Source organism: Streptomyces sp. NPDC057697 (genome assembly GCF_042799335.1).
Classification (GTDB): Bacteria; Actinomycetota; Actinomycetes; order Streptomycetales; family Streptomycetaceae; genus Streptomyces.
Genome location: NZ_JBHVJA010000004.1, coordinates 351269 through 372712 on the forward strand (window position 1 = coordinate 351269; position 21444 = coordinate 372712).

15 protein-coding genes and 1 pseudogene are annotated in these 21444 nt (G+C 71.3%); 11 read left to right on the forward strand and 5 right to left on the reverse strand.

Annotated elements, in window-relative coordinates:
* Window positions 1-7: 7 nt before the first annotated feature.
* Entirely contained in the window at window positions 8-1339 is a 1332-nt protein-coding gene (locus tag ACFVFH_RS14740) for an N-acetylmuramoyl-L-alanine amidase (protein ID WP_383767578.1), read from the forward strand.
* Window positions 1340-1474: 135 nt separating this feature from the next.
* Here ACFVFH_RS14740 and ACFVFH_RS14745 read toward each other — a convergent pair whose 3' ends face one another.
* Complete coding sequence (locus ACFVFH_RS14745; protein WP_383767581.1) at window positions 1475-2611, reverse strand: aminoglycoside phosphotransferase family protein; 1137 nt, start codon at window positions 2609-2611, stop codon at window positions 1475-1477.
* A 231-nt stretch (window positions 2612-2842) separates the two neighbouring features.
* On the opposite strand from ACFVFH_RS14745, the gene ACFVFH_RS14750 reads away from it, so the two are divergent.
* Window positions 2843-4342, forward strand: coding sequence for a hypothetical protein (locus ACFVFH_RS14750; protein WP_383767584.1), 1500 nt, complete (start codon window positions 2843-2845; stop codon window positions 4340-4342).
* A 118-nt stretch (window positions 4343-4460) separates the two neighbouring features.
* On the opposite strand, the gene ACFVFH_RS14755 is transcribed toward ACFVFH_RS14750, so the two are convergent.
* The gene (locus tag ACFVFH_RS14755; protein WP_383767587.1) at window positions 4461-5930 is read right to left on the reverse strand and encodes a PP2C family protein-serine/threonine phosphatase; all 1470 of its coding nucleotides are present in this window, start codon (window positions 5928-5930) and stop codon (window positions 4461-4463) included.
* Between the two features lie 390 nt (window positions 5931-6320).
* On the opposite strand from ACFVFH_RS14755, the gene rpmG reads away from it, so the two are divergent.
* On the forward strand, window positions 6321-6485 hold the full coding sequence (rpmG, locus tag ACFVFH_RS14760) for a 50S ribosomal protein L33 (protein WP_383767590.1): 165 nt from the start codon (window positions 6321-6323) through the stop codon (window positions 6483-6485).
* A gap of 88 nt (window positions 6486-6573) precedes the next feature.
* On the opposite strand, the pseudogene ACFVFH_RS14765 reads toward rpmG, so the two are convergent.
* A pseudogene (locus ACFVFH_RS14765) lies at window positions 6574-7278 on the reverse strand (YoaK family protein).
* A 171-nt stretch (window positions 7279-7449) separates the two neighbouring features.
* Between ACFVFH_RS14765 and ACFVFH_RS14770 the strand changes: the two are divergent.
* From ACFVFH_RS14770 to ACFVFH_RS14785, 4 genes are all read left to right on the forward strand, one after another.
* Window positions 7450-8202 carry a tyrosine-protein phosphatase gene (locus ACFVFH_RS14770; protein ID WP_383767593.1) on the forward strand — a complete coding sequence of 251 codons (753 nt, stop codon included), beginning with the start codon at window positions 7450-7452 and terminating at the stop codon, window positions 8200-8202.
* Window positions 8203-8277: 75 nt separating this feature from the next.
* Window positions 8278-8793 carry a DinB family protein gene (locus ACFVFH_RS14775; RefSeq protein WP_383767596.1) on the forward strand — a complete coding sequence of 172 codons (516 nt, stop codon included), beginning with the start codon at window positions 8278-8280 and terminating at the stop codon, window positions 8791-8793.
* Window positions 8794-9116: 323 nt separating this feature from the next.
* Window positions 9117-9632 carry a lytic polysaccharide monooxygenase auxiliary activity family 9 protein gene (locus ACFVFH_RS14780; RefSeq protein ID WP_383767598.1) on the forward strand — a complete coding sequence of 172 codons (516 nt, stop codon included), beginning with the start codon at window positions 9117-9119 and terminating at the stop codon, window positions 9630-9632.
* Between the two features lie 346 nt (window positions 9633-9978).
* Window positions 9979-14187 carry an alpha-L-fucosidase gene (locus ACFVFH_RS14785; RefSeq protein WP_383767601.1) on the forward strand — a complete coding sequence of 1403 codons (4209 nt, stop codon included), beginning with the start codon at window positions 9979-9981 and terminating at the stop codon, window positions 14185-14187.
* A 107-nt stretch (window positions 14188-14294) separates the two neighbouring features.
* On the opposite strand, the gene ACFVFH_RS14790 is transcribed toward ACFVFH_RS14785, so the two are convergent.
* Window positions 14295-15017: a hypothetical protein gene (locus ACFVFH_RS14790; protein ID WP_383767604.1), complete on the reverse strand. Its 723-nt coding sequence runs from the start codon at window positions 15015-15017 to the stop codon at window positions 14295-14297.
* Between the two features lie 366 nt (window positions 15018-15383).
* Here ACFVFH_RS14790 and ACFVFH_RS14795 point away from each other — a divergent pair, with 366 nt between their 5' ends.
* Window positions 15384-16043 (forward strand): HAD-IA family hydrolase, encoded by a 660-nt coding sequence (locus ACFVFH_RS14795; protein ID WP_383767607.1) that lies wholly within the window; start codon window positions 15384-15386, stop codon window positions 16041-16043.
* Here the strand turns inward: ACFVFH_RS14795 and ACFVFH_RS14800 are convergent.
* Complete coding sequence (locus ACFVFH_RS14800; RefSeq protein ID WP_383767610.1) at window positions 16020-16853, reverse strand: hypothetical protein; 834 nt, start codon at window positions 16851-16853, stop codon at window positions 16020-16022. The two genes, ACFVFH_RS14795 and ACFVFH_RS14800, sit on opposite strands and share 24 nt — an antisense overlap.
* A 422-nt stretch (window positions 16854-17275) precedes the next feature.
* Between ACFVFH_RS14800 and ACFVFH_RS14805 the strand changes: the two genes are divergently transcribed.
* From ACFVFH_RS14805 to ACFVFH_RS14815, 3 genes are all read left to right on the forward strand, one after another.
* Entirely contained in the window at window positions 17276-19804 is a 2529-nt protein-coding gene (locus tag ACFVFH_RS14805; RefSeq protein ID WP_383767613.1) for an ATP-dependent Clp protease ATP-binding subunit, read from the forward strand.
* A gap of 132 nt (window positions 19805-19936) precedes the next feature.
* Window positions 19937-20716 (forward strand): S1 family peptidase, encoded by a 780-nt coding sequence (locus tag ACFVFH_RS14810; RefSeq protein ID WP_383767615.1) that lies wholly within the window; start codon window positions 19937-19939, stop codon window positions 20714-20716.
* Between the two features lie 440 nt (window positions 20717-21156).
* Window positions 21157-21432, forward strand: a complete 276-nt coding sequence (locus ACFVFH_RS14815; RefSeq protein ID WP_383767618.1) for a hypothetical protein — start codon at window positions 21157-21159, stop codon at window positions 21430-21432.
* Window positions 21433-21444: the final 12 nt, after the last annotated feature.

Below are 21444 nucleotides of genomic sequence, written 5' to 3' on the forward strand. Positions count from 1 at the left end.
GGTTGTCATGACGTCCAAGCAGAGGACCGGACTCGCAATCGCGTTGACAGGTGTCGGTGCACTGAGCATGGCGCTGCTCAGTCCCACGGCGCAGGCCGGTGCGGACGGGGTGCGGCCGGAGTGCCCGCGCTCCCTCCGCTGCGACTGGGTCCCGGCGGCCTACCAGCAGACGGGCGACCCGGCCGACAAGGAGACGTACGGGAACTACGACACCGCGGACCGGCCGCACACCAACAAGATCCGATTCATCGTCCTGCACGACACCGAGGAGGACTTCGACACCACCCTGAAGATCTTCCAGAACCCGCTGAAGCAGACCTCCGCCCATTACGTGGTGCGTTCGGCCGACGGCCATGTCACCCAGATGGTCAAGGGCAAGGACGTCGCCTGGCAGGCGGGCAACTGGTACCTCAACAGCCAGTCCATCGGCATCGAGCAGGAGGGCGTCGCCGTCGACGGTGCCAAGTGGTACACCCCCGAGATGTACCGCTCGACCGCCGCGCTGGTGCGCTACCTCGCGGCCAAGTACGACATACCGCTCGACCGCCAGCACATCATCGGCCACGACGGAGTGCCGCCCACCAGCGCGTCCGGGACCAAGAACATGCACTGGGACCCGGGCACCTACTGGGACTGGAACCGCTTCATGGCGCTGCTCGGCAAGCCCACGGTGCCGACCGCCCCCAGGAGCAGCAAGCTGATCACCGTCAGCCCGGACTTCAAGAAGAACCGGCAGGCGTTCCGGGACTGCGAGAAGGGCGTCGACCTGCCGGTCCAGGGCTCCAGCGCCGTACCGCTGCACACCGCGCCGTCCGCCGACGCGCCCCTCTTCTCCGACCCCGGCCTGCACACCGACGGCTCGCCCGGCACGAACTGCGTCGCCGACTGGGGCAGCAAGATCAGCGCCACCCAGCAGGCAGTCGTCGCGGACCACGCCCCGGGCTGGACGGCGATCTGGTGGTACGGCCAGAAGGCCTGGTTCGAGACCCCGGCCCACAGCCGGAACACCACGCCCACCGCCGGGTACGTCGTCAGGCCGAAGCCCGGCCGCGCCGAGGTGCCGGTGTACGGGGTCGCTTACCCGGACGCGTCCGAGTACCCCGCGGACTTCACGGACAAGCGGGTGGGCTCGCCGCTCCAGTACACGATCAAGGCCGGTCAGTCCTACCCCGGCGGCGGCGAGGCGCCGACCGGCTTCTTCTACTCGCCGACGATCGATGCCTCGTACCCGCTCGACCACGCGTACTTCCGTGGCAAGGAGAAGTACGTGACGGTGCAGATCGGCCACCGGATCGCCTTTGTGAAGGCATCCGACGTGGACATCGTGCGCACGCGCTGAGACCGCAGCCGACGGCGGCCGGGCCGTGCGGTACCGGCGCGCGCTCTTCCTGGCGCGCGCCGGTACCGCACACCGGCGCGCTGCGGGGCCGGTGTGTCGGCACCGGACCCGCAGCGCGCGTCCCCCCGGGCAGGGTCAGCGCGTGCCGACCGCGGCACGCACGGCCCTGCGGGCCATCGCACAGTCGTCGTGGAGCCGGCGCAACAACAGCCGCTGCTCCTCGCTCGACGACAGCGCACCCGGACGGTCCTGTCCGGATCCCGATCCCGACGAGTCACGCATGGCCCGCTGCACGGCCGTCTCGTACGTGCGGATCTCCCGGGTCAGCACCAGCATCAGGTTCACCAGGAAGGCGTCCCTCGCGGCCGGTCCGGCGGCCTGCGCCAGCTGGCTGATCTGACGCCGCGCCGCCGGTGCGTCGCCGAGCACCGTCCAGAGCGTCGCCAGGTCGTAGCCCGGCAGGTACCAGCCCGCGTGCTCCCAGTCCACCAGCACCGGGCCCGTGGGCGACAGCAGGATGTTGGAGAGCAGCGCGTCACCGTGGCAGAACTGGCCCATGCCCTGACGGCCGCCCGCGTGCGCCAGGCCGTGCATCAGCTTCTGCAGATCGCCCAGGTCCCGGTCGGTGAACAGCCCCAGCTCGTGATAGCGGGCGACCCGTGAGGCGTAGTCGAGCGGGGCGTCGAAGAGCCCCGGGGCCGGACGCCAGGCGTTGACCCGGCTGATCGCGCCCAGGGCCGCCCGGACGTCGGCCCGGGGCGGAGCCTCCGACGGATGCCTGGTCAACGCGGCCACCCGGCCGGGCATCCGTTCGATCACCAGCGTGCAGTTCTCCGGATCGGCCGCGATCAGCCGCGGCACGCGCACCGGTGGGCGGTGCCGGACGAACGCACGATATGCAGCTATTTCGTGGCGGAACCGCTCCGACCACGCCGGGGAGTGGTCCAGTAAGCACTTGGCGACCGCGGTCGCGCGGCCGGTGGAGCCGACGAGCAGCACCGAACGGCCGCTGCGGCGCAGCACCTGGACCGGGTTGAACTCGGGGCAGATCCGGTGCACCGAGGCGATCGCCATTCTCAGCTGGGCGCCCTGCGCGCCGGACAGGTCCAGCCGGCCGCTGAGCGGCGGGCCCGCGAGACTTCCCGGACGCCGCGGCCGGACCGCGCCGGACGCCGGTGCGGCGGCATGCGGAGCGAGGTACGGTCCGCCGCCGGCCCCCAGGGGACGGAGCGGCCGGGGCGGGGCGGTCACGGAGGACGATGCTGTGTACATGGGCGAGACAGATCCCTTCGCGCGCCGACAAGTTGCGTGCACCGCCCCGGCCGGCGGCCGATCGGCACCCTGGGGAGTACCTAGGGCTGCCGGGCGGGGTGGCGCTTTCCTACCTGACACCGGGCGGCGGGTGGCAGACCATGTGGCGCACCCTGGCGAACCCTGGCGAATTGTCGCAAGGCGTCTGACAGGGGGTTACTGTCAACACAGCCGAGAACCTGGGGGCTTGACGTGACCGGAGAACCCAACACCCGCCTGTCCGACCTGTTCGGCCTCGCCGGCTGGTCCAAGGGCGAACTCGCGAGAATGGTGAACAGGCAGGCGGCGGCCATGGGCCATCCGCAACTGGCCACCGACACCTCGCGGGTGAGGCGTTGGATCGACATGGGGGAGTCCCCCCGCGATCCCGTGCCCAAGGTGCTGGCTGCCCTGTTCACCGAGCGGCTCGGTCGTGTCGTGACCATCGAGGACCTCGGGTTCGGCCGACGCGGGCGTGTGGGGAAGCGGCGGGAGGCCGGGACGCAGGACAATCCCGACGGACTGCCGTGGGCGCCCGAGCGGACGGCAGCGGTCCTCACCGAATTCACGGGAATGGACCTCATGCTCAACCGACGCGGCTTGGTGAGCGCGGGCGCCGCGCTCGCCGCAGGATCGACCATCACCGGCCCCATGCACGACTGGCTGCACTCCGACCCCGTACTGGCGGCCGACGCGCCACGGATCGACGACCCGCTGCACGCGGACCCGGCCGGTTTCGACCGGTACGAGGCCGCGCCCATCGGCTCCGACGAGATCGAGGCGCTCGAACGGTCCGTCGAGGTGTTCCGCGCCTGGGACGCCTCACGGGGCGGCGGACTGCAGCGCAAGGCCGTGGTGGGCCAGCTCAACGAGGTGGGCGGCATGCTCGCCTACCGCCATCCCGACCACCTCCAGCGCAGGCTCTGGGGCGTGGCGGCCAATCTCGCGGTGCTCGCGGGCTGGATGTCCCACGACATCGGCCTCGAACCGACCGCCCAGAAGTACTTCGTCATCGCCGCGCACGCGGCCCGCGAGGGCGGCGACCGCCCCCGCGCGGGCGAGGCGCTCTCCAGGGCGGCCCGCCAGATGGTCCATCTGGGCCGTCCCGACGACGCCCTGGACCTGATGAAGCTCGCCAAGTCCGGCTCCGGCGACATGGTGCTGCCCCGCACCCAGGCGATGCTGTACACCATCGAGGCATGGGCGCAGGCGTCCATGGGCCGGGGCCAGGCGATGCGGCGCACGCTCGGCATGGCCGAGGAGCTCTTCACCTCGGACAAGAGCGATGTGCCGCCCCCCAGTTGGATGCAGATGTTCGACGAGGCGGATATGCACGGCATGCAGGCCCTGGCGTTCCGTACGCTCGCCGAGCACGAGCCGGCGGCGGCGGTCGTGGCCCAGCGCCATGCCAAGCAGGCGCTGGAGCTGCGGGTCGGCGGGCGCCAGCGGTCCAAGATCTTCGACTACATCTCGCTGGCCTCGGCGTGCTTCATCGCCGACGATCCGGAGCAGGCCGACCGCTACGCGCGACTCGCGCTGGTGACGATGGGGGAGACCTCCTCGCACCGCACCTGGGACCGGCTGCGCGAAATGTACCGGCTCACGGGGCAGTTCGCGGGCTACGCGAAGATCGAGGACCTGCGCGAGGAGATCAAGCTGTCCCTGCCGCAGAGCTCCATCATCAAGCAGCCCAGGCGGTCCTCCCAGATCTGAGAAGCGGCCGTCGGCCGTCCGAACACCGTAACCGCAGGCGGGCCGACCCTCCTGCGCAGTAGCGCCGTGTCCGGCGTTCCCCGGGTCCGACCGGCCCTGTACGCATGCCGTCGTGCTGCTATGCCCCGATGCGGGCGACCAGTACGCAGGTGCCGTCCAGGCGTTCGGTGACGCCCGTCTCCGAGACGACGGTCTGCAGGCACTCCTGTGCCGTACGTGCGCGTGCGAGCCGTGGCGCCAGAGCGAGCAGCGCCTCCGGTCCCGTACCCCGGCCGGTGTGGCGGTTCAGCCCGTCCGTGTGCAGGACCAGCACATCGCCGGGCAGCAGGGGCACTTCGTCCTGCTCGTACGCGACCCCGGAGGCCGCGCCGAGCAGGACCCCGTCGGGCGCGGGCAGCGGCCACCCCTCACCGCCGCGGAAGAGCAGCGGCGCGGGGTGGCCGGCCTGTGCCCAGGCGAGGGTGCCGGTGGACGGATCGACGCGACAGCACAGCGCACTGCCCAGAGCCGGTTGGAGGGAGGTTTCCAATAAGCGATCGAGGTGCCCCATCAGCGCACCCGGCTCGACTCCGGCCATGGCCATGCCGCGCAGCGCGCCGAGCAGCATCGCCATGGCGGAGGTGGTCCGGAGGCCCTGGCCGGTCAGATCGCCGACCGTGAGGAACGTTGCGCCGTCCGGCGCCGCCAGGGCGTCGTACCAGTCGCCACCGAGGAGCGAGCTCGACTCGGAGGGGAGGTAGTGGGCCGCGACGTCCAGCGAACCGGGCCCCTCCGCGCGCAGCCGCAGCGGGCCGCGCCGCGGGGGGAGCACGGCCTCCTGCAACTCCACCGCCAGCCGGCGCTCGGCCTGTGCCCGGTCTTCCCGGTGACGCAGTGTGTCCCGGGTCCGGCGCACGGTCTGCTGGCCGCGCCGCAACCGGCTGACGTCGCGCAGGACGGCCCACATGGAGGCGGTGCACCCGTCCGAGTCGAGAACGGGCCCGCCCATCATGTGGAGTGTCCGCATCCTGCCGTCGGACCGCAGGATGCGGAACTCTCCGTCTATCGGCTTTCCGTCCACCAGGCAGCCCGTCACCAGGGCGGTGAGCAGGGACTGGTCCTCGGGAAGGAGCATGGAGGGGAGCTCGTCCAGCGAGAGCGGCCCGGCTTCGGAGGACCTGCCGAAGATCTGGAACAGTTCCTCGGACCAGCTGACCTCGTCGGTGAGCAGATTCCACTCCGCGCTGCCCACCCGGCCGATCAGCGATCCCTGCCGCGGTTCGTCGTACTGCGCCGGGGCGCTCTCCCCGCGTAAGTCGTGCACCGTCTTCTGCGCCGGGACCGCGGCGGGGCGGTCCGGTGGCCGGGGCGACAGGCCCTCCCTGAGCTGCCCCAAGTGTGCGCCGAGATCGTCGAGATGATGGACCGCCAGCTCGCACAGCGCCCGCTGCCAGCGCAGCTGCGGGTCTTCCTCGTTGCTCAGCACCGTGTCCCGTCGCACGGCGTCCACATCGCCCCGGAGCCGCTGGGTCCGGTGGATCAGCGCGTCCACGGCGTCGCGCGCGGGCGGCTGCGGTGCGGGGCGGTCCGCGGAGAGTGGGGGCGGCATCTCGTACTCCGATACAGGCGCGGCACAACCATGTCTGAAGGGTGGACCGGAGACGACTGTCGCACAGCCTGCGGGCGCCCGTAAGGGATTTGGCAACACTCGATCCGTTGTTGCTCCTGGCATATGTCACAGGCTGCGCAGAGCCTTGATCCGTCGAACAGCCTTGCTGTCTGCGGACGTTGACGCAAGTCATCCGGCGCGTGGGGACGGTTGTGCGCCGGTGCACCCCGCTCTCTCCGTGTGCGCCCAGTCGGGGCGCGGGCATATGCCGGGCCTCGCCACGGGTCGGCGGGAATGGGATCGGGGCCCGTCACGTTGCATGGACAGAACGAAAACGAAACCCATTCCCATCCTGGGGAGTGGGGTCGGTGCAGAAGTCTGGAGGCGCCCATGGCCCGCAGTGAGGCCCGCCCTGTCGTGACGCTACGGTCGACGGCCGGAACCGGGCAGAGGTATGTGACCCGCAAGAGTCGCCGGAACACCCCCGACCGGCTCGTGCTGCGCAAGTTCGATCCCGTGGCGGGGCGGCACGTCCCCTTCCGGGAGGAGCGCTGACCGCGGATCTGCCGGAATTCCGCATTCCGTGCTGTGTATCACAGTCCCGGGGATGTGTTTCGGGGAACGGGATGCAGTGGTTTATCGTTCATCTATATGTGGACGTCGCGCACCGCGTCCGCCCCCGAGCCGCCCCGGCTGGATTCCCCCGATCCGGCCGGGGCTTTCCTCTGTCCGGCCCGTGCCGGGGTCAGTCCCCGGACGGCGGTCGGCGCCACATCTCGACGAGGAGCGCGCCCGCCGCCGGAAGCGCGGCGACCACGGCCGCCGCGCCCGGCCAGAGGCGTACGGCCAGAGCGGTCGCGGCCGCGCCCACCACGACCGCGAGCAGCCTGCCGGCCACCCACTGGTCCCGCTCCTCCCAGGAGCGCAGGGCCGCCCGGCCGACGAGGGCCGTGAGCGTGCCGGTGAAGTAGTTGGTGGGCGTCGCGCGGATCCGGCCCTGGATCCCCATGGCCACCGCGATGGGCACCAGCAGCCCCAGCCGGTGCCCGCCGGAGGCGGCCGGATCCACGGCCCACAGCACGGCCCCGGCCGTCAGCAGGGCCACCTCCACCGCCAGCATCACCGGCAGTGACCACCGCAGCCGTACGGTCATCCAGGCACCCCAGCCGACGCCGGCGCCGTAGGCGATCAGTGATGTGATCACCCGCAGCGCGACCCCGTGTTCTCCGCCTCCGGTGGCGGAGATCCCGAGCAGCACGAGATTCCCGGTCATCACTCCGGCGAATACCTGGCCGACGCAGATGAAGGCGAACGCGTCGGCCGCCCCCGAGGCGGCCGACAGGAGCAGCAGGGGCCATTCGCCCCGTGGACCGGGCCCGGGGGCGGTGGTGGCGGGGCGCGCGCGAGTGGACACGCCTGCATTCTCGGCCCGGCCCTCGCCGGGGGACGCCACTCGTGGCCCCTACGGCGTGCCGGGCCGGGCGGCCCCTTTCGCCATCCCCCTCTAGAGTCCTGCGTCGTGGACAGACACATCGAGTTCGAACGACTGCACAACTTCCGTGATGTCGGCGGCTATTCGGCACGGGACGGCCGACGGGTCCGCCCGGGGCGGCTCTACCGGTCCGACTCGCTGGGCAAGCTGCGCGGCGAGGACTGGGACCGGTTCCTGGCCCTGGGGATCGGCACCGTCATCGACCTGCGGTACGACTGGGAGATCGCCGCCAAGGGGCGCGTGCCCGAGGCGCCGGGGCTGGCCTACCACCACCTCGGCATCGAGCACCGCCCCTACGACCAGGCCGCACTGGGGCCGGAGGTGGAGACCGGGCGCTACCTGGCCGACCGGTACGCCGAGGTCGCGCACGACGGGGCCGTCGAGCTCCGCCGTGCCCTGGAAGTGATCGCCGCCGAGGACAGCGGCCCGGTGGTCTTCCACTGCGCCTCCGGCAAGGACCGGACCGGGCTGCTCGCCGCGCTCGTCCTGTCCCTGCTCGGTGTGGCCGAGGACGATGTCGTCGCCGACTTCGTCCTCACCGGGCTCGCCACCGAACGGCTGCTGGCCGACTGGCGGGCGGACCATCCGGGCCAGGAGCCGGTCTGGCCCGACTACGGCAGGGCGCCCGCCGACGTCATGCGGTTCTTCCTCGCCGACCTCTCCGCCGCGCACGGATCCGTCCACGCCTACACCACCGGATTCCTCGGTGTGGGGGAGGACGTGCTGGAGGCGCTGAGCGACCGCCTCCTCGAACCCGCCGACCGGGCGGGAAGGGCGTGACCCGGAGCCGGGTGTGTCACGCCCCGCCCGTGAAAAGCCGTGTCCGGTTCCCCTCGGGCGAGGCATGATCATGCCATGACATGGACAGCACCTGAAGTGAAGCGCTCACCCGGATCCTGCGTGGCCGACGAGCGGGAGACGCTCACGGGGTACCTCGCGTGGTTCCGCCATTCCCTGCTCCACAAGTGCGCGGGCCTGACCGGGGAACAGCTCGCCGAACGGACGGTGCCGCCGTCGAACCTCGCCCTGCTGGGGCTGATCCGCCATATGGCCAAGGTCGAACGCGTCTGGTTCCGGGAGCGGTTCGCCGGGCAGGCGCTCGATCCGATGTACGACCCGGAGAAGGGCAAGGACGCGGACTTCGAGGACCTGGATCCGGCCCGCGCGGCCGAGGACTACGCCCGCCTCGTGGAGGAGTGCCGGCTCGCGGACGAGATCGTCGCCGCCGCCTCGCTGGACGACACCTTCGTCCACAACGGCGAGGAGTACTCGCTGCGGATGCTCCATCTGCACATGATCACGGAGTACGCGCGCCACACCGGCCACGCGGACCTGGTGCGCGAGCGCGTCGACGGCGTGACGGGATCGTGAGAGGGCGCCGCTGAGCGCGGGTGGTGCATGCGAGGCGCGGGGGCGGTCCGTGGCGGGCCGCCCCCGCCCGGCGCGCGCCGTGGCTCCGGTGGGCGGCGGCGCCGTCCGGCCGTGACGGATGTCTTGACGTGGACGCGTCGATCGGTATGGTCTGGTCCAAGTGCAGTGCCCTTGCCGGACGTCCGACAGTCCCGGGCGTACGCGGCAGCGGTTCCTGCCGTGCCCTTCGCACTTCTTGGCCCCCACACTGGAGAGGCCGGTCTGCCACTGCCGGGCCCCCATAGCCCGCTCGTGTGCGGCGACGCCTCATGTGAAGGAGAAGCATGCACACGAAGAGGAAGACGGCCGCGGTCATCGGTGCCTTACTGGCACCCGTGCTGGTACTGACCCTGCCGGTCGGTTCCGCCAGTGCCCACGGATACATCTCGTCGCCACCGAGCCGTCAGGCCCAGTGCGCCGCCGGGACCGTGAGCTGCGGTGAGATCAAGTACGAGCCGCAGAGCGTGGAAGGTCCCAAGGGGCTGACCAGTTGCAGCGGCGGCAACAGCCGGTTCGCCGATCTGGACGACGACTCCAAGGGGTGGCAGGTCACCCCGGTCGGCCGCAGCACGTCCTTCCAGTGGGTGCTGACCGCCCGGCACGCCACGAGCACCTGGCAGTACTTCGCCGGCGGCCGGAAGATCGCGGAGTTCAACGACAACGGCGCGCAGCCCGGCGCCACCGTCACCCACCAGGTCGACTTCGGCGGCCTGACGGGCAGGCAGAAGGTCCTCGCGGTGTGGAACATCGCGGACACCGCCAACGCCTTCTACGCCTGCATCGATGTGAACGTCGGCTGACCCTCGGGTCCGGCCGGTGGTGCGCCGGAGCCCTCGCCCGCGCGTGCGGGCTCCGGCGCACCTCTCGGTGGCACGGCGTCCCGCCCGGTGAGCGGCGCCCGGGGTGCCGCCGGAATCATCCGATGCCTGATGCGAAAACCTGGTTGGCCCGGCTCAACCCCCCTGTGAACATCGATCATTCACTCTGCTTCCTTCTGTTCGATGTTGCAAGAAGGGCAAGACATCCGATCAAAGTCTTTCGCAGGGACCTCAGTTCGCACCATAGTGCTCTCAGCACTGCACCGAGCGTGCACAGAGGGAGCCGAAACGAATGCATCGACGGCGCATACGTAACCGTCCGATCCCCGTGGCCGTCGCCGCCACCGTCCTGTCCCTGCTCGCGGCCGCCGTGCCGTCGGCCGCCGCCGACAGCGGACGGCCCGGCGACCGCGAGACCCAGTACGTCGACTGCTCGGCGGACGCGTCCGCCCAGACCGGATCGTCCGCCTCGCCCTGGCAGAGCCTGGACCGGGTCAACCGCCTCGCGCTCAGGACCGGTTCGCGGATCCTGCTCAAGCGCGGCACCCGCTGCACCGGTACGCTGGCCCCGAACGGGTCGGGCCGACCGGGCAGGCCCATGGTCATCGGGGCGTACGGCACCGGCGCCAAGCCCGTGATCGACGGCGGCGGCAACGCCGAGACGCTGCTGCTGAAGAACACCCAGTGGGTCGAGGCGAGCAACCTGGAGATCACCAACTCCGGTGCCCCGGGACGCAACAAGCGCGGTGTGCGCGTCCAGCTGGACGACTTCGGCACCGGCACCCACTACCGTCTGACCGGCCTCGACATCCATGACGTCCGCGGCGACGACACCAAGGGCACCACGGGATCGGCGGGCATCCTCTTCTCCGTCACCGGCACGAAGAAGCCGACCAGATTCGACGACGTCGAGGTCGCCGGGAACACCGTCACCGGCGTGGACCGCGAGGGCATCTACTTCGCCTCCACCTGGAACAACCGCCCCGTGCACGGCGACTACGACCCCGACGGTCCCGCCTTCCTGCCCTCCACCCGGGTCGTGGTCCGCGGCAACACCCTCAAGGACCTGGGCGGCGACGGCATCGTCATGACCGCCACCGACGGCGCCCTCGTCGAGCACAACCGCCTCGACGGATTCCAGCGCCGCTCGGCCGGCTACAACGCGGGCATGTGGCCCTGGAACGCGGACAACACCGTCTTCCAGTACAACGAGGTGTCCGGTGGCGAGACCACCCGCGACGGCATGGCGTACGACGTCGACGAGGGCACCTTCGGCACCGTCTTCCAGTACAACGTCAGCCACGACAACGCGGGCGGCTTCTTCCTCGTCTGCACCGCCACCGGCACCCTCGGCGACGCGGTCATCCGCTACAACGTCAGCCGCGACGACCACTACCGGGGCATCGAGACCTGTTCGGGTTCCTTCGACGGCGTGCGGGCCCACAACAACACCGTGTACGTGGGCGACGGCGTGAGCCAGACCGTCGTCAACGAGAACACGACGAAGAAGCACGGCCTCGCCTTCACCAACAACATCGTCGTCAAGGAGGGGGCGGGAACGGCCGCCTTCGGCCTGAAGGGCGATGGCGTCACCCTGTCGCACAACACCCTCGTCAACGTCCGCGACGCCCCCGCGAACCCGGGCGGATCCACCGCCGACCCCCGGCTCACCGACCGCACCGGCGCGCTGCCCGGCGGACTGCGGCTGCACACCGGATCCCCGGCGCTCGGGGCCGGTACGGCCGTGGCCGGTGACGTGACCAGGGACCTGTACGGCAACCGCGTACCCGCCCCGCCGAACACCGGCGCGTACCAGGGCCGCGGCGTGGCCGGCGCCGCCCCCGACCCGGTCGCGACCACCCCGGCGGGCCTGGCCAACGGAGGCTTCGAGAAGGGGCTCGCGAACTGGTCGACCCGTAACGCCACGGCGTCCACCGACGCCCGCACCGGATCCGGCGCCCTCCGGCTGGACGCTCCCGCGGGGAACTTCGCCACCGCCGAGCAGACCGTCTCCGGCCTCGAACCCGCCACCGTGTACGAGCTCAGCGGATGGATCCGCAGCGACGGAACCCCGACCGTGCTGGGCGCCAAGGGATACGGCGGCAGCAGCAAGGACAACCAGGTCTCCGCCACCGCCTGGACCCGTACCGCACTGCGGTTCACCACCGGCGCGAAGAGCACCACCGCGACCGTCTACTGCTACCGCGAGAAGCCCGGCCAGGCGTCCTGCGACGACCTGGAGCTGACCGAGTCGGGCCCCAGGGCCGTGCTCACCCCCAAGGTGAAGGTCGGCTTCGGCGGATCCTTCACCACCGCCACCGGATACACGCCCTCCACCGGGGAGACCGTCGACGGCGCACTCGCCCGGATGACCGGCGGCGAGCGGCTCGACGGCGGCGCCGTGACCCTGGGCGGCGGCGGACAGGGCATCACCTACAGCCCGCGCGAGGCGGTCACCGACGGCAGGTACCTCACCGAGAACATCCTCAGCGAGGCACTGGTCCGCCGGACCGAGGGCGCCGAGCTGGACTTCGACACCGTCCTGAGCCTCGCCGGCGGCGGCTACTACCGCTACCGGTCCGGCTCCCAGAGCGTCACCCAGTTCGGCATGTACGGGCCCGAGGCGCCGTGGTACGAGCAGCAGCAGGACGGCCCCGGCCTCCCGTCCGACACGTACACGCACGTGGCACTCGCCTACTCCACGACTGGCACCACCGGACCCGGTGTCGCCCGTCTCACCGCGTACGTCAACGGCTGCCAGGCCGGTACGACCCTGGTGAACCAGGTCGCCGCCGCCGACGCGGCCAAGGGCGTCCTCGCCTTCGGCAACGACGCGGGCACCAGGAACCGGGGGCTGCACGGGAGCCTGGACGGCGTCGCCGTCGCCACCTACACCGGCGCCGTCACCCCGGACGACTTCCAGCTCACCGTCCCGGGATCCGGTTGCGGCGACGGAACCCCCCAGCTGCCGCCGGGCTGCGACACCGACCCGGGCACCTCCGGGCCGGTCACCCCGTCGTCCGTCATCACCGTCGCCGCCTGCGACCGTCCCGACCGGATCGTGGAGAAGGCCGCCCACGTGGTGCCGGACGCCAAGCAGCTCGCCTGGCAACAGAAGGAGCTCACGGCCTTCGTGCACTACGGCATGAACACCTTCACCGACAAGGAGTGGGGCGACGGCACCGAGGCCGAGTCGGTGTACAACCCCACCGGGCTCGACCCGGACCAGTGGATGGCCTCCCTCAAGGCGGGCGGTTTCAAGCAGGTCATCCTCACGGTCAAGCACCACGACGGGTTCCTGCTCTACCCCTCCCGCTACAGCGACCACTCGGTCAAAAACAGCCCCTGGTGGCAGGGGGGCGCCAATCCGAAGGGCGATGTCTTCGGCGCCTTCGTCAAGGCCGCCCGATCCGCCGGGCTCGGCGTCGGCGTCTACCTCTCGCCCGCCGACGGCGCGGAGATCCCGGCCGCGGGGCACCGGGGCAAGGGCCGCTTCGGCAACCACAGCGCCAAGAAGACGGTCACCGTCCCGACGCTCGTCGACGGCGACGACCGCACCCCGGCCACCACGTACACCTACCAGGCCGACGACTACAACGCGTACTTCATGAACCAGCTGTACGAGCTGCTCACCCAGTACGGCCGGATCGACGAGGTCTGGCTCGACGGCGCCAACCCCTGGGCCGGGCAGTACGACCAGCCCTACCAGACCACGGACTGGTACGACCTGATCGGCAAGATCGCCCCCGAGGCCAATGTCGCGATCAACGGTCCCGACATCCGCTGGGTCGGCACCGAGACGGCCTCGGGCCGCGACGACGAGTGGAGCGTCATCCCGTTCAAGGGCGACCCCGCGTCCCGCAACCGCGACGACGACATGGTGGTGCCGCCCGAGGGCGGTGACCTGGCCTCCCGGGACGTCCTGGCCGCCCACCACCCGGACTACCTGGCCTGGTACCCGGCGGAGTCGGACGTCTCGATCCGGCCGGGCTGGTTCTGGCACGCCTCCCAGGACAGCCAGGTGAAGACGCCCGCCCAGCTGCTCGACCTCTACCGCACCTCGGTCGGCCGCAATTCCGTACTGCTGCTGAACGTGCCGCCCGACCGGGCCGGCCGGATCAGCGCTCCGGACACCGCCGCGCTGGCGTCCTTCGGACAGACCGTGCGCGACACCTACGGCACCAACCTGCTGGCACCGTCCGGCGGTTCCCCCCTGACGGACGAAGAGCTGACCTCCGCGTGGAGCCCCGCGGACGACGCGCACTCGGGGGAGACGGTCCTGGAGTCCCCGCGGCCGGTCACCTTCGACCGGGTCGTCCTCCAGGAGGACATCACCCGCGGCCAGCGCGTGGAGTCCTTCGCCGTGGACGTCTGGGACGGCACGGCGTGGAAGACCGTCGTGCGGGCGGGAACCATCGGGTACAAGCGCATCGAGTACCTGAGCACACCCGTCACCGCGACCAAGGTCCGGCTGCGCGTCCTCGGCGCCCGAGCCAACCCGCACGTGGCGAAGCTGGGTCTGTACAGGGCTTCCTGACCCGGACCTTCCCGGCGCGGCGCGCCGGGCGGTCTCCCGGCGCCGGGCGGAGCGGACGACGGACGTTCCGCCCGGCACGCCGCGCGCACCGGGGGCGACCGGCCGGCTCACCCGGGCGGATCCAGGGGGCGCACCCACGTGGTGCGATCCCCCTGGTCGTCGGAGCGCCGGGCCTGCGGAACACCCGGACGGGCCGCCGGAGCGCTGCGGGCGGCCTGCTCGGTGCGGGGATCGTCGTCGTGCGAAGGGGCGTCCGTCCAGTAGATGCTGAGCATCGTGCGCAGTGTCGTCGGGTGCTGGCCGGGGCCGGTCGGCACGGTCAGCCGGTCGAGGTGCTGCCACAGCTCGTGGTCCACCTGCTCGGCGCCGCCCCCGTTGCGGGCGTGCACCGCCTGGTGGCGCTGGACGGCGACGGCGAGCTCGCGCAGGGTCTCCCGGCTCTGCTGACCGGCGTTGTGGCTCTGTGCCCGGTTCACATTGCGCTGTTCCTGGCCCAGTTCGGTGATGGCCCGCTGCACGCGCTGATGGAAGTTGGCGGTGCGGCGGCGCAGGGACTCGAAATCGGCCCGGGTGGCGAACCATTCGCGTTTGCCGGCCTCGCCCCGGGCGAAGCACTCGATGCGGAACTCCTCGCGCTCGGTCTTGCGGCGGCGCAGGACGCTCGCGGTCCGCTCGTGGACATGGGTGAGGATCTTCCGGGCTCGCGGCAGATTGTCGGGGTGGATGATCGCGGCCCACGTTCTGGCGTCACGCGTGGGCGGGTGGATGTTCGAGGTGAGCATCTGCTCGAACTCTTTGTCTTCGAGCTGCGCGAGATCCTGGGCGTCCACTACTGGCCTCCAAGCCGGTGTTGGGCGGTATGCGACCAGCGTGGCGTATGTCACTGACAAGCAGGTAGAAATCCGGAAATAGAACGCGTCTGAGCCGATGGCGGCAACCGGTCCATTCATGACGACGAGTCAGCGGAAGATGCCCGGCAGTGCGGCGTACATGCCACGGATATGTCGCGTTCACCGGGTGCGGAGGAGTGAACAGACCGCCACAGAAAAGTGGCAAAGACCCTTCCGCCTGTCCGAAAATGCATGCCACCGCAGACCCTCCGAGGGCGTTCAACAGGCATTTTGTCTCCTGCCGCGTGCTGCGCCGCGGCGAACGCGGTGAGATCCGTCGGGGGAGCCGTGGCTAGGCTGCCGCCCATGACTCGAAGCCCTGTCGAACTGGTGATCTTCGACTGTGACGGTGTTCTCGTCGACAGCGAGCGGATATGCGTCAAGGTGGACGCGATGATCATGGCTGATCTGGGCTGTCCATTCACCGAGGCCGAGATCATCGAGCGGTTCGTGGGCTCGTCCGAGGAGGTCTACACGGCGGCCGTGGAGGAACGGCTCGGCCGGCGCCTGGAGAAGAACTGGCAACGGGCGTACGAGCACCTGTACCGCCAGGCCTTCGACGCCGAACTCACCGCCGTCGAAGGCATCGTGGAGGCCCTGGACAAGATCGCCGTCCCCGTCTGCGTCTTCTCGAACGGCGGTCACGACGGCATCGGACGCAATCTGGAGATCGTCGAACTGGCCGACCGCTTCGCGGGGAAGGTCTTCAGCGCCCAGGACGTCACGACCGGCAAGCCCGCCCCCGACCTCTTCCTGCACGCCGCCCGTTCCATGGGAGCGGACCCGGAGCGCTGCGCGGTGGTCGAGGACAGCGCGTACGGCGTCCGGGCGGCGCGCGCCGCCGGGATGCGGGCCTTCGGCTACTGCGGCGGGCTCACCCCGGCCGCACGGCTCGAAGGACCGCGCACCACCGTCTTCGACGACATGTGCGAACTGCCGGCGCTACTGGCGGCCGTCCCGCACTGACGCGCGGGCGGAGCCCTGGGGAGCGGACGGCCCGGCGGCCCAGGAGCGCCACAACGGGGCGCGTACCGTGTCGTCCTCGGAGACTTTGCAGTTGAGGCCGTTGACCACCTCGTCCCCCTTGATGTCCCAGCCGACGACACCGTTGCCCTGACGCCCCAGCTCCACGAGACGGGCGCGTTCCCCGCCCCGTCCGGTGTCGACGTCGCACTCGACGACGCTGGTCCAGGAACGGCCGTCCACCGCCCCGACCAGCGCGATCACGGGCAGCACCACAGCGGCCAGCAGCAGCGCGGCCACCCCCGCGCCGTCCGCGGCGTGCTCGATCCAGCCGGAGGGCGAGGTGCCGGTACGCCTGCCGCTGCCGCGCTCGCGACGCCCGGTCCGGTACTCGGCGATCACACCGAGCCGCAGCGCGTAGGAGACCAGGGCCACCGCGACGCCCCACCACGGCCCGTGGAAGGCGCCGACCACCAGCGCGAAGGTGAGCGGGACGACGAGTGCCTGCCCGAGCACGTGCGCGGTGGGGGTGTCCGCGTGCACCCGGGCCCCTCCCTTGGCGGCGAAGTACGCGTACGACGTGCGCGAGACCACGACCGCGAGCACCGACGCGAGCAGCGCGGTGTCGAGGAGCATCCCGATCAGGACGTCGGGCCAGTTGGACGGCTCCATGGCGACGAGCGCCTCGCTCGCCTCGCCCCCGCCGCCCAGCGTCCAGGCCAGCTTGAGGACGGGAACGGCGAAGACGACCGCCAGCAGCACGATGTGGCCCGGCCCGCCCTTGAGGTCCTGCGACCTCTCCCTGTTGCTCATGGCCCAAGTCTTGGCGGAATCCGGACGGGCGGCGAGGCGGCCACCCGACAGGACCGGCCCGGCCCCGGGCGTCTCCTCGGCCGCCCGCGCCCCGCCACACCCGACGACAGCGGTGCGTACGCGTCGGGCACGGGCGGCAGGCCGGCACCGCCCTCACCCGATCGGCGTACTCGCGAAGGACCGGTCACCGGGCCGGGACGTCCGTGACGCCGTGGTGCGCGCAGCTCGCGGACGAGGGGCGGGACTCCGCGCCGTTGCGTGCCGGGGTATGCGTTGGTCTAGTGAAATCACCTGCCCACGAGGGGTTACGGGACGAGTCCGACGACCCGCGAGCCCCGGGCACCCCACGTCCGTGTCCGGAGCGGGGCGATCCCGGCCGGGCACCTTCGCGCGCCCCCACCCGCACTCACTGGACGGTGACCATGACCATGTCCTCCTTCGGCTCCTTCGGCGGCCCGGATCCGTTCTCGGAAATGCTCAACCGGTTCTTCGGGATGTCCCCGGCATCCTCACCGCCCCAGGTGCAGCGGGTCCCCATCGGGCGGCTGCTGACCGAGTCGGCCCGCGAACTGATAGGCCGGGCGACCACACGCGCGACCGACGACGGCAGCCGGGACCTGGACACCGAGCACCTGCTGTGGGCCGCCACCCAGGTGGACCCGGCCCGCACCCTGCTCGCCCAGGCCGGCGCGGACCCGGACGAGCTGGGCAAACGGATCGCCGAGATCCTGCCGGGGGAGAGCGCCACCCCGTCCTCGGAGCCGAGTCTGACGCCCGCCGCCAAACGCGTACTGCTCCAGGCCTACGAGCGTTCCCAGGCGGCCGGGGTCTCCTACATCGGGCCGGAGCACATCCTCGGCGCGCTGCTGGACGCGCAGGACTCCGGGGCGGCCAAGCTCCTCGGCGCCTACGGCACGGACACCGGCAAGCTGCGGCGCGAGGCCGACAAGGCGGCACGCGCCGACGGCGCCCCGGCAAGCGGCGCCAGCGGGACCCCGACACTCGACGAGTACGGACGCGACCTGACCGAGGAGGCCAGGGCCGGGAAACTCGATCCCGTGGTCGGCCGGGCCGAGGAGATCGAGCAGACCGTGGAGGTCCTCTCCCGGCGCTCCAAGAACAACCCCGTGCTGATCGGCGAGCCCGGTGTCGGCAAGACCGCCATCGTGGAGGGCATCGCCCAGCGCATCGTGGCCGGAGACGTCCCGCGCACCCTCAAGGACAAGCGGGTGATCGCCCTGGACCTCTCCGGCCTGGTGGCGGGCTCCCAATACCGCGGCCAGTTCGAGGAACGGCTCAAGAACGTCATCGAGGAGGTCAGCGCCGCGGCCGACTCGACGATCCTCTTCATCGACGAACTGCACACCGTGGTCGGTGCCGGAGCCTCCGGCGAGGGGGCGATGGACGCGGGCAACATGCTGAAACCCGCACTGGCGCGCGGCGAACTGCATGTCGTGGGAGCCACGACCATCGACGAGTACCGCAAGCACATCGAGAAGGACGCCGCCCTGGAACGCCGGTTCCAGCCCGTCATGGTGCCCGAGCCGACGGTCGAGGAGACCATCCAGATCCTGGAGGGCCTGCGCGACTCCTACGAGGCCCACCACCAGGTCCGCTTCGCCGACGACGCCCTGGTGGCGGCCGCGGAGCTGTCCGACCGCTACATCAGCGACCGCTTCCTGCCCGACAAGGCGATCGACCTGGTGGACCAGGCGGGCGCCAGGGTCCGGCTGCGGTCGCTCGGCAGATCCACCGAAGTCGTCTCCCGCGAGGACCGGCTCGCCAAGCTGAAGCGGGAGAAGGACGAGGCGGTCGCCTCCGAGGACTTCGAGAAGGCATCCGGGCTGAAGGCGCGGATCGCGGAGACCGAGGCCGAACTCGCGGGCATCGAGGAACGCCGCGAGGGTGTCATGGACGTCACCACCGCCGACATCGCCGACGTCGTCTCCCGGCGCACCGGCATCCCGGTCACACAGCTCACCGCCAGCGAGAAGGAGAAGCTCCTCAAGCTGGAGGACGCCCTGCACTCCCGGGTGGTCGGCCAGGACGAGGCGGTCACCGCGATCGCGCAGGCGGTGCGCCGCAACCGGGCCGGAATGGGCGACCCCGGCCGCCCCGTCGGTTCCTTCCTCTTCCTCGGACCCACCGGCGTGGGCAAGACCGAACTCGCCAAGGCGATGGCCGAGTTGCTGTTCGGTGACGAGAACCGCATGGCCCGCTTCGACATGAGCGAGTTCCAGGAGAAGCACACCGTCTCGCGGCTCGTCGGCGCACCGCCCGGATACGTCGGCCACGAGGAGGCCGGCCAGCTCACGGAGAAGGTGCGGCGCCAGCCCTACAGCGTCCTCCTGTTCGACGAGGTGGAGAAGGCCCACCCCGACGTCTTCAACACACTGCTGCAAGTCCTCGACGACGGACGCCTGACCGACGCGCAGGGGCGGACGGTGGACTTCCGGCACACCGTCGTCATCATGACGTCCAACATCGGCGCCCAGCGCATCCTCGCCCACAAGGGCGACGTCTCCGAGATCCGCGAGGACCTCATGGGCGACCTGCGGGGGCACTTCCCGCCGGAGTTCCTCAACCGCGTCGACGAGACGATCATCTTCCACGGCCTCGACAAGGAGGATCTCGGGCACATCGTCGATCTCATGCTGGACGGCAGCAAACGCCGCGTCCGGGCCCAGGACATGGAGCTGGAGGTCACCGAGGCGGCGAAGAAGCTCCTGGTCGCCCACGGCCACCAGCCGGAGTTCGGCGCCCGCCCGCTGCGCCGCACGATCCAGACCGAACTCGACAACAGGATCGCCTCCCTGCTGCTGAGCGGTGAGGCGGAGCCGGGCGACACCATCGTGGCGGACGTCCAGGACAATTCGCTGGTCTGCTCGGTCAGCCGCCCGGAGACCTCCGCCGAGGTGGCGGCCGGGGCCGGGAAGGGCACGGCCGGATAGGGCCCGCCGTGCCGTACGGCGGCGGACCGGCGCGAGCTGATCCGACGTTCATGGAACCCCCGCTCCCGTCGCCCCGTCCTCCTCCACATGACGTGCGGCGACCGGCCGCGCGAGGTGTCCCGGGGGGACCACATGCTCACGTTCGACCGACGTACCGCGGCCGCCGCACTGGCCGCCTCCGTGCTCGCCGCGGCCGCTCTCGCAGCCACCGCGGCACCGGCCGCCGCCGTCCACGGCGGCCAGAACACCACCGTGGTGGACCATCCGTACGCGATGCTCATCGAGACACCGGACGGTGCGCAGTACTGCGGCGGCACCCTGGTGGCGCCGACCAAGGTGCTCACCGCCGCACACTGCGTCAAGGACGCCGCCGAGCCCCGCGACCTCCTGGTGATCGGCGGGCGTACCGACCTGAGCAGCGGCAAGGGGACGGTCCGGCACGTGGCCTCGGTCAAGGTCCACCCCAAGTTCGACATGGCCACGCTCACGTACGACGCGGCGGTGATCACTCTCGCCAAGCCGATGCCGTACGCACCGGTCAAGGCCGCGGGCCCGAAGGACTCGGCCCTCTACACCACCGGGAAGACCGCGAAGGCCGTGGGCTGGGGGATGACCGCCACCGACACCCCCGGGAAGCGGCTGAAGTCGGTCACCCTGACCCTGGCGCCGCTCAAGGGGTGCGCGCCCTTCACCGAGCCGGGAGAGTCCGCCGCGCTGAAGGTGTGCGGGACACCGGCCAAGGGGACCCGGGACAGCATCTGCCGCGGTGACTCCGGGGGACCGCTGGTCGCCGGCGGGAAGGTGATCGGTGTGGTCTCCACGGGCAACAAGTACTGCGACGACCAGTACCCGGTCTCCGTCTTCACCCGGGTCAGCGCGATCGCCGCAGGGCTCGGCCTCCCGGTCGTGTGACCCGGTGACGGGCCGCCAGGACGGCCGGATCCCGGCGGCCCGGCGCGGGCGGGGGCGAACGAGCGGACGCCCCTCGCCGGAGTGCCGTGAAGGATCCTCCGCACCCGTGGGGTTCCTGAACGGTCCCGCTCCGTCCGGGCCGCTCCGCGCGCCGAGCCCGGCGGCCCCTCGGTCGCAGGGGCCTCCCGGGTGGGGCCGGGGAACACCGCGCCGCGCCCCGCCCGCACGGGGCCCGGTCCTTCCCCACCCGGGGCCGCCCCGGCACGCGCGGGGCGCGGCGGCGATCGGCCCCGCCCTCACATCCGCACCGGCGCCACCGGGCCACAACTCCTCCCGGAAAATAGGAAACGCGTTCCGATGGTGAACCTCGCTACTCGAACGGGTGGTTGACCCCTCCGGCGGCGCGACGCCGCGTCGGAGCCCGGCTATCTCTGCTGCTTGTGATCCAGAACCTGCTGCGTACCGCCACGGCGGTCGCCCTCACCGCCCTGCCCCTCACCATGGCGAGCCCGGCGCTCGCCGGTGCACACCCCTTCACCCCGCGGGCGAGCCCCTGCGCCGCCGTCGTCGTGCCTGCCGGGCAGTTCTGCGTGCCCTCGCCGAAGCAGTGCTTCACGACCCCGTGCCCTCAGTACGACCTCGTCGCCGTCCCGTTCCACCCGCTGTCCCCGGACGGAGCGGCGGCGGCTCCCCGGGGAGCCGCCGGCACCCCCTGACGGCCGCCCGGG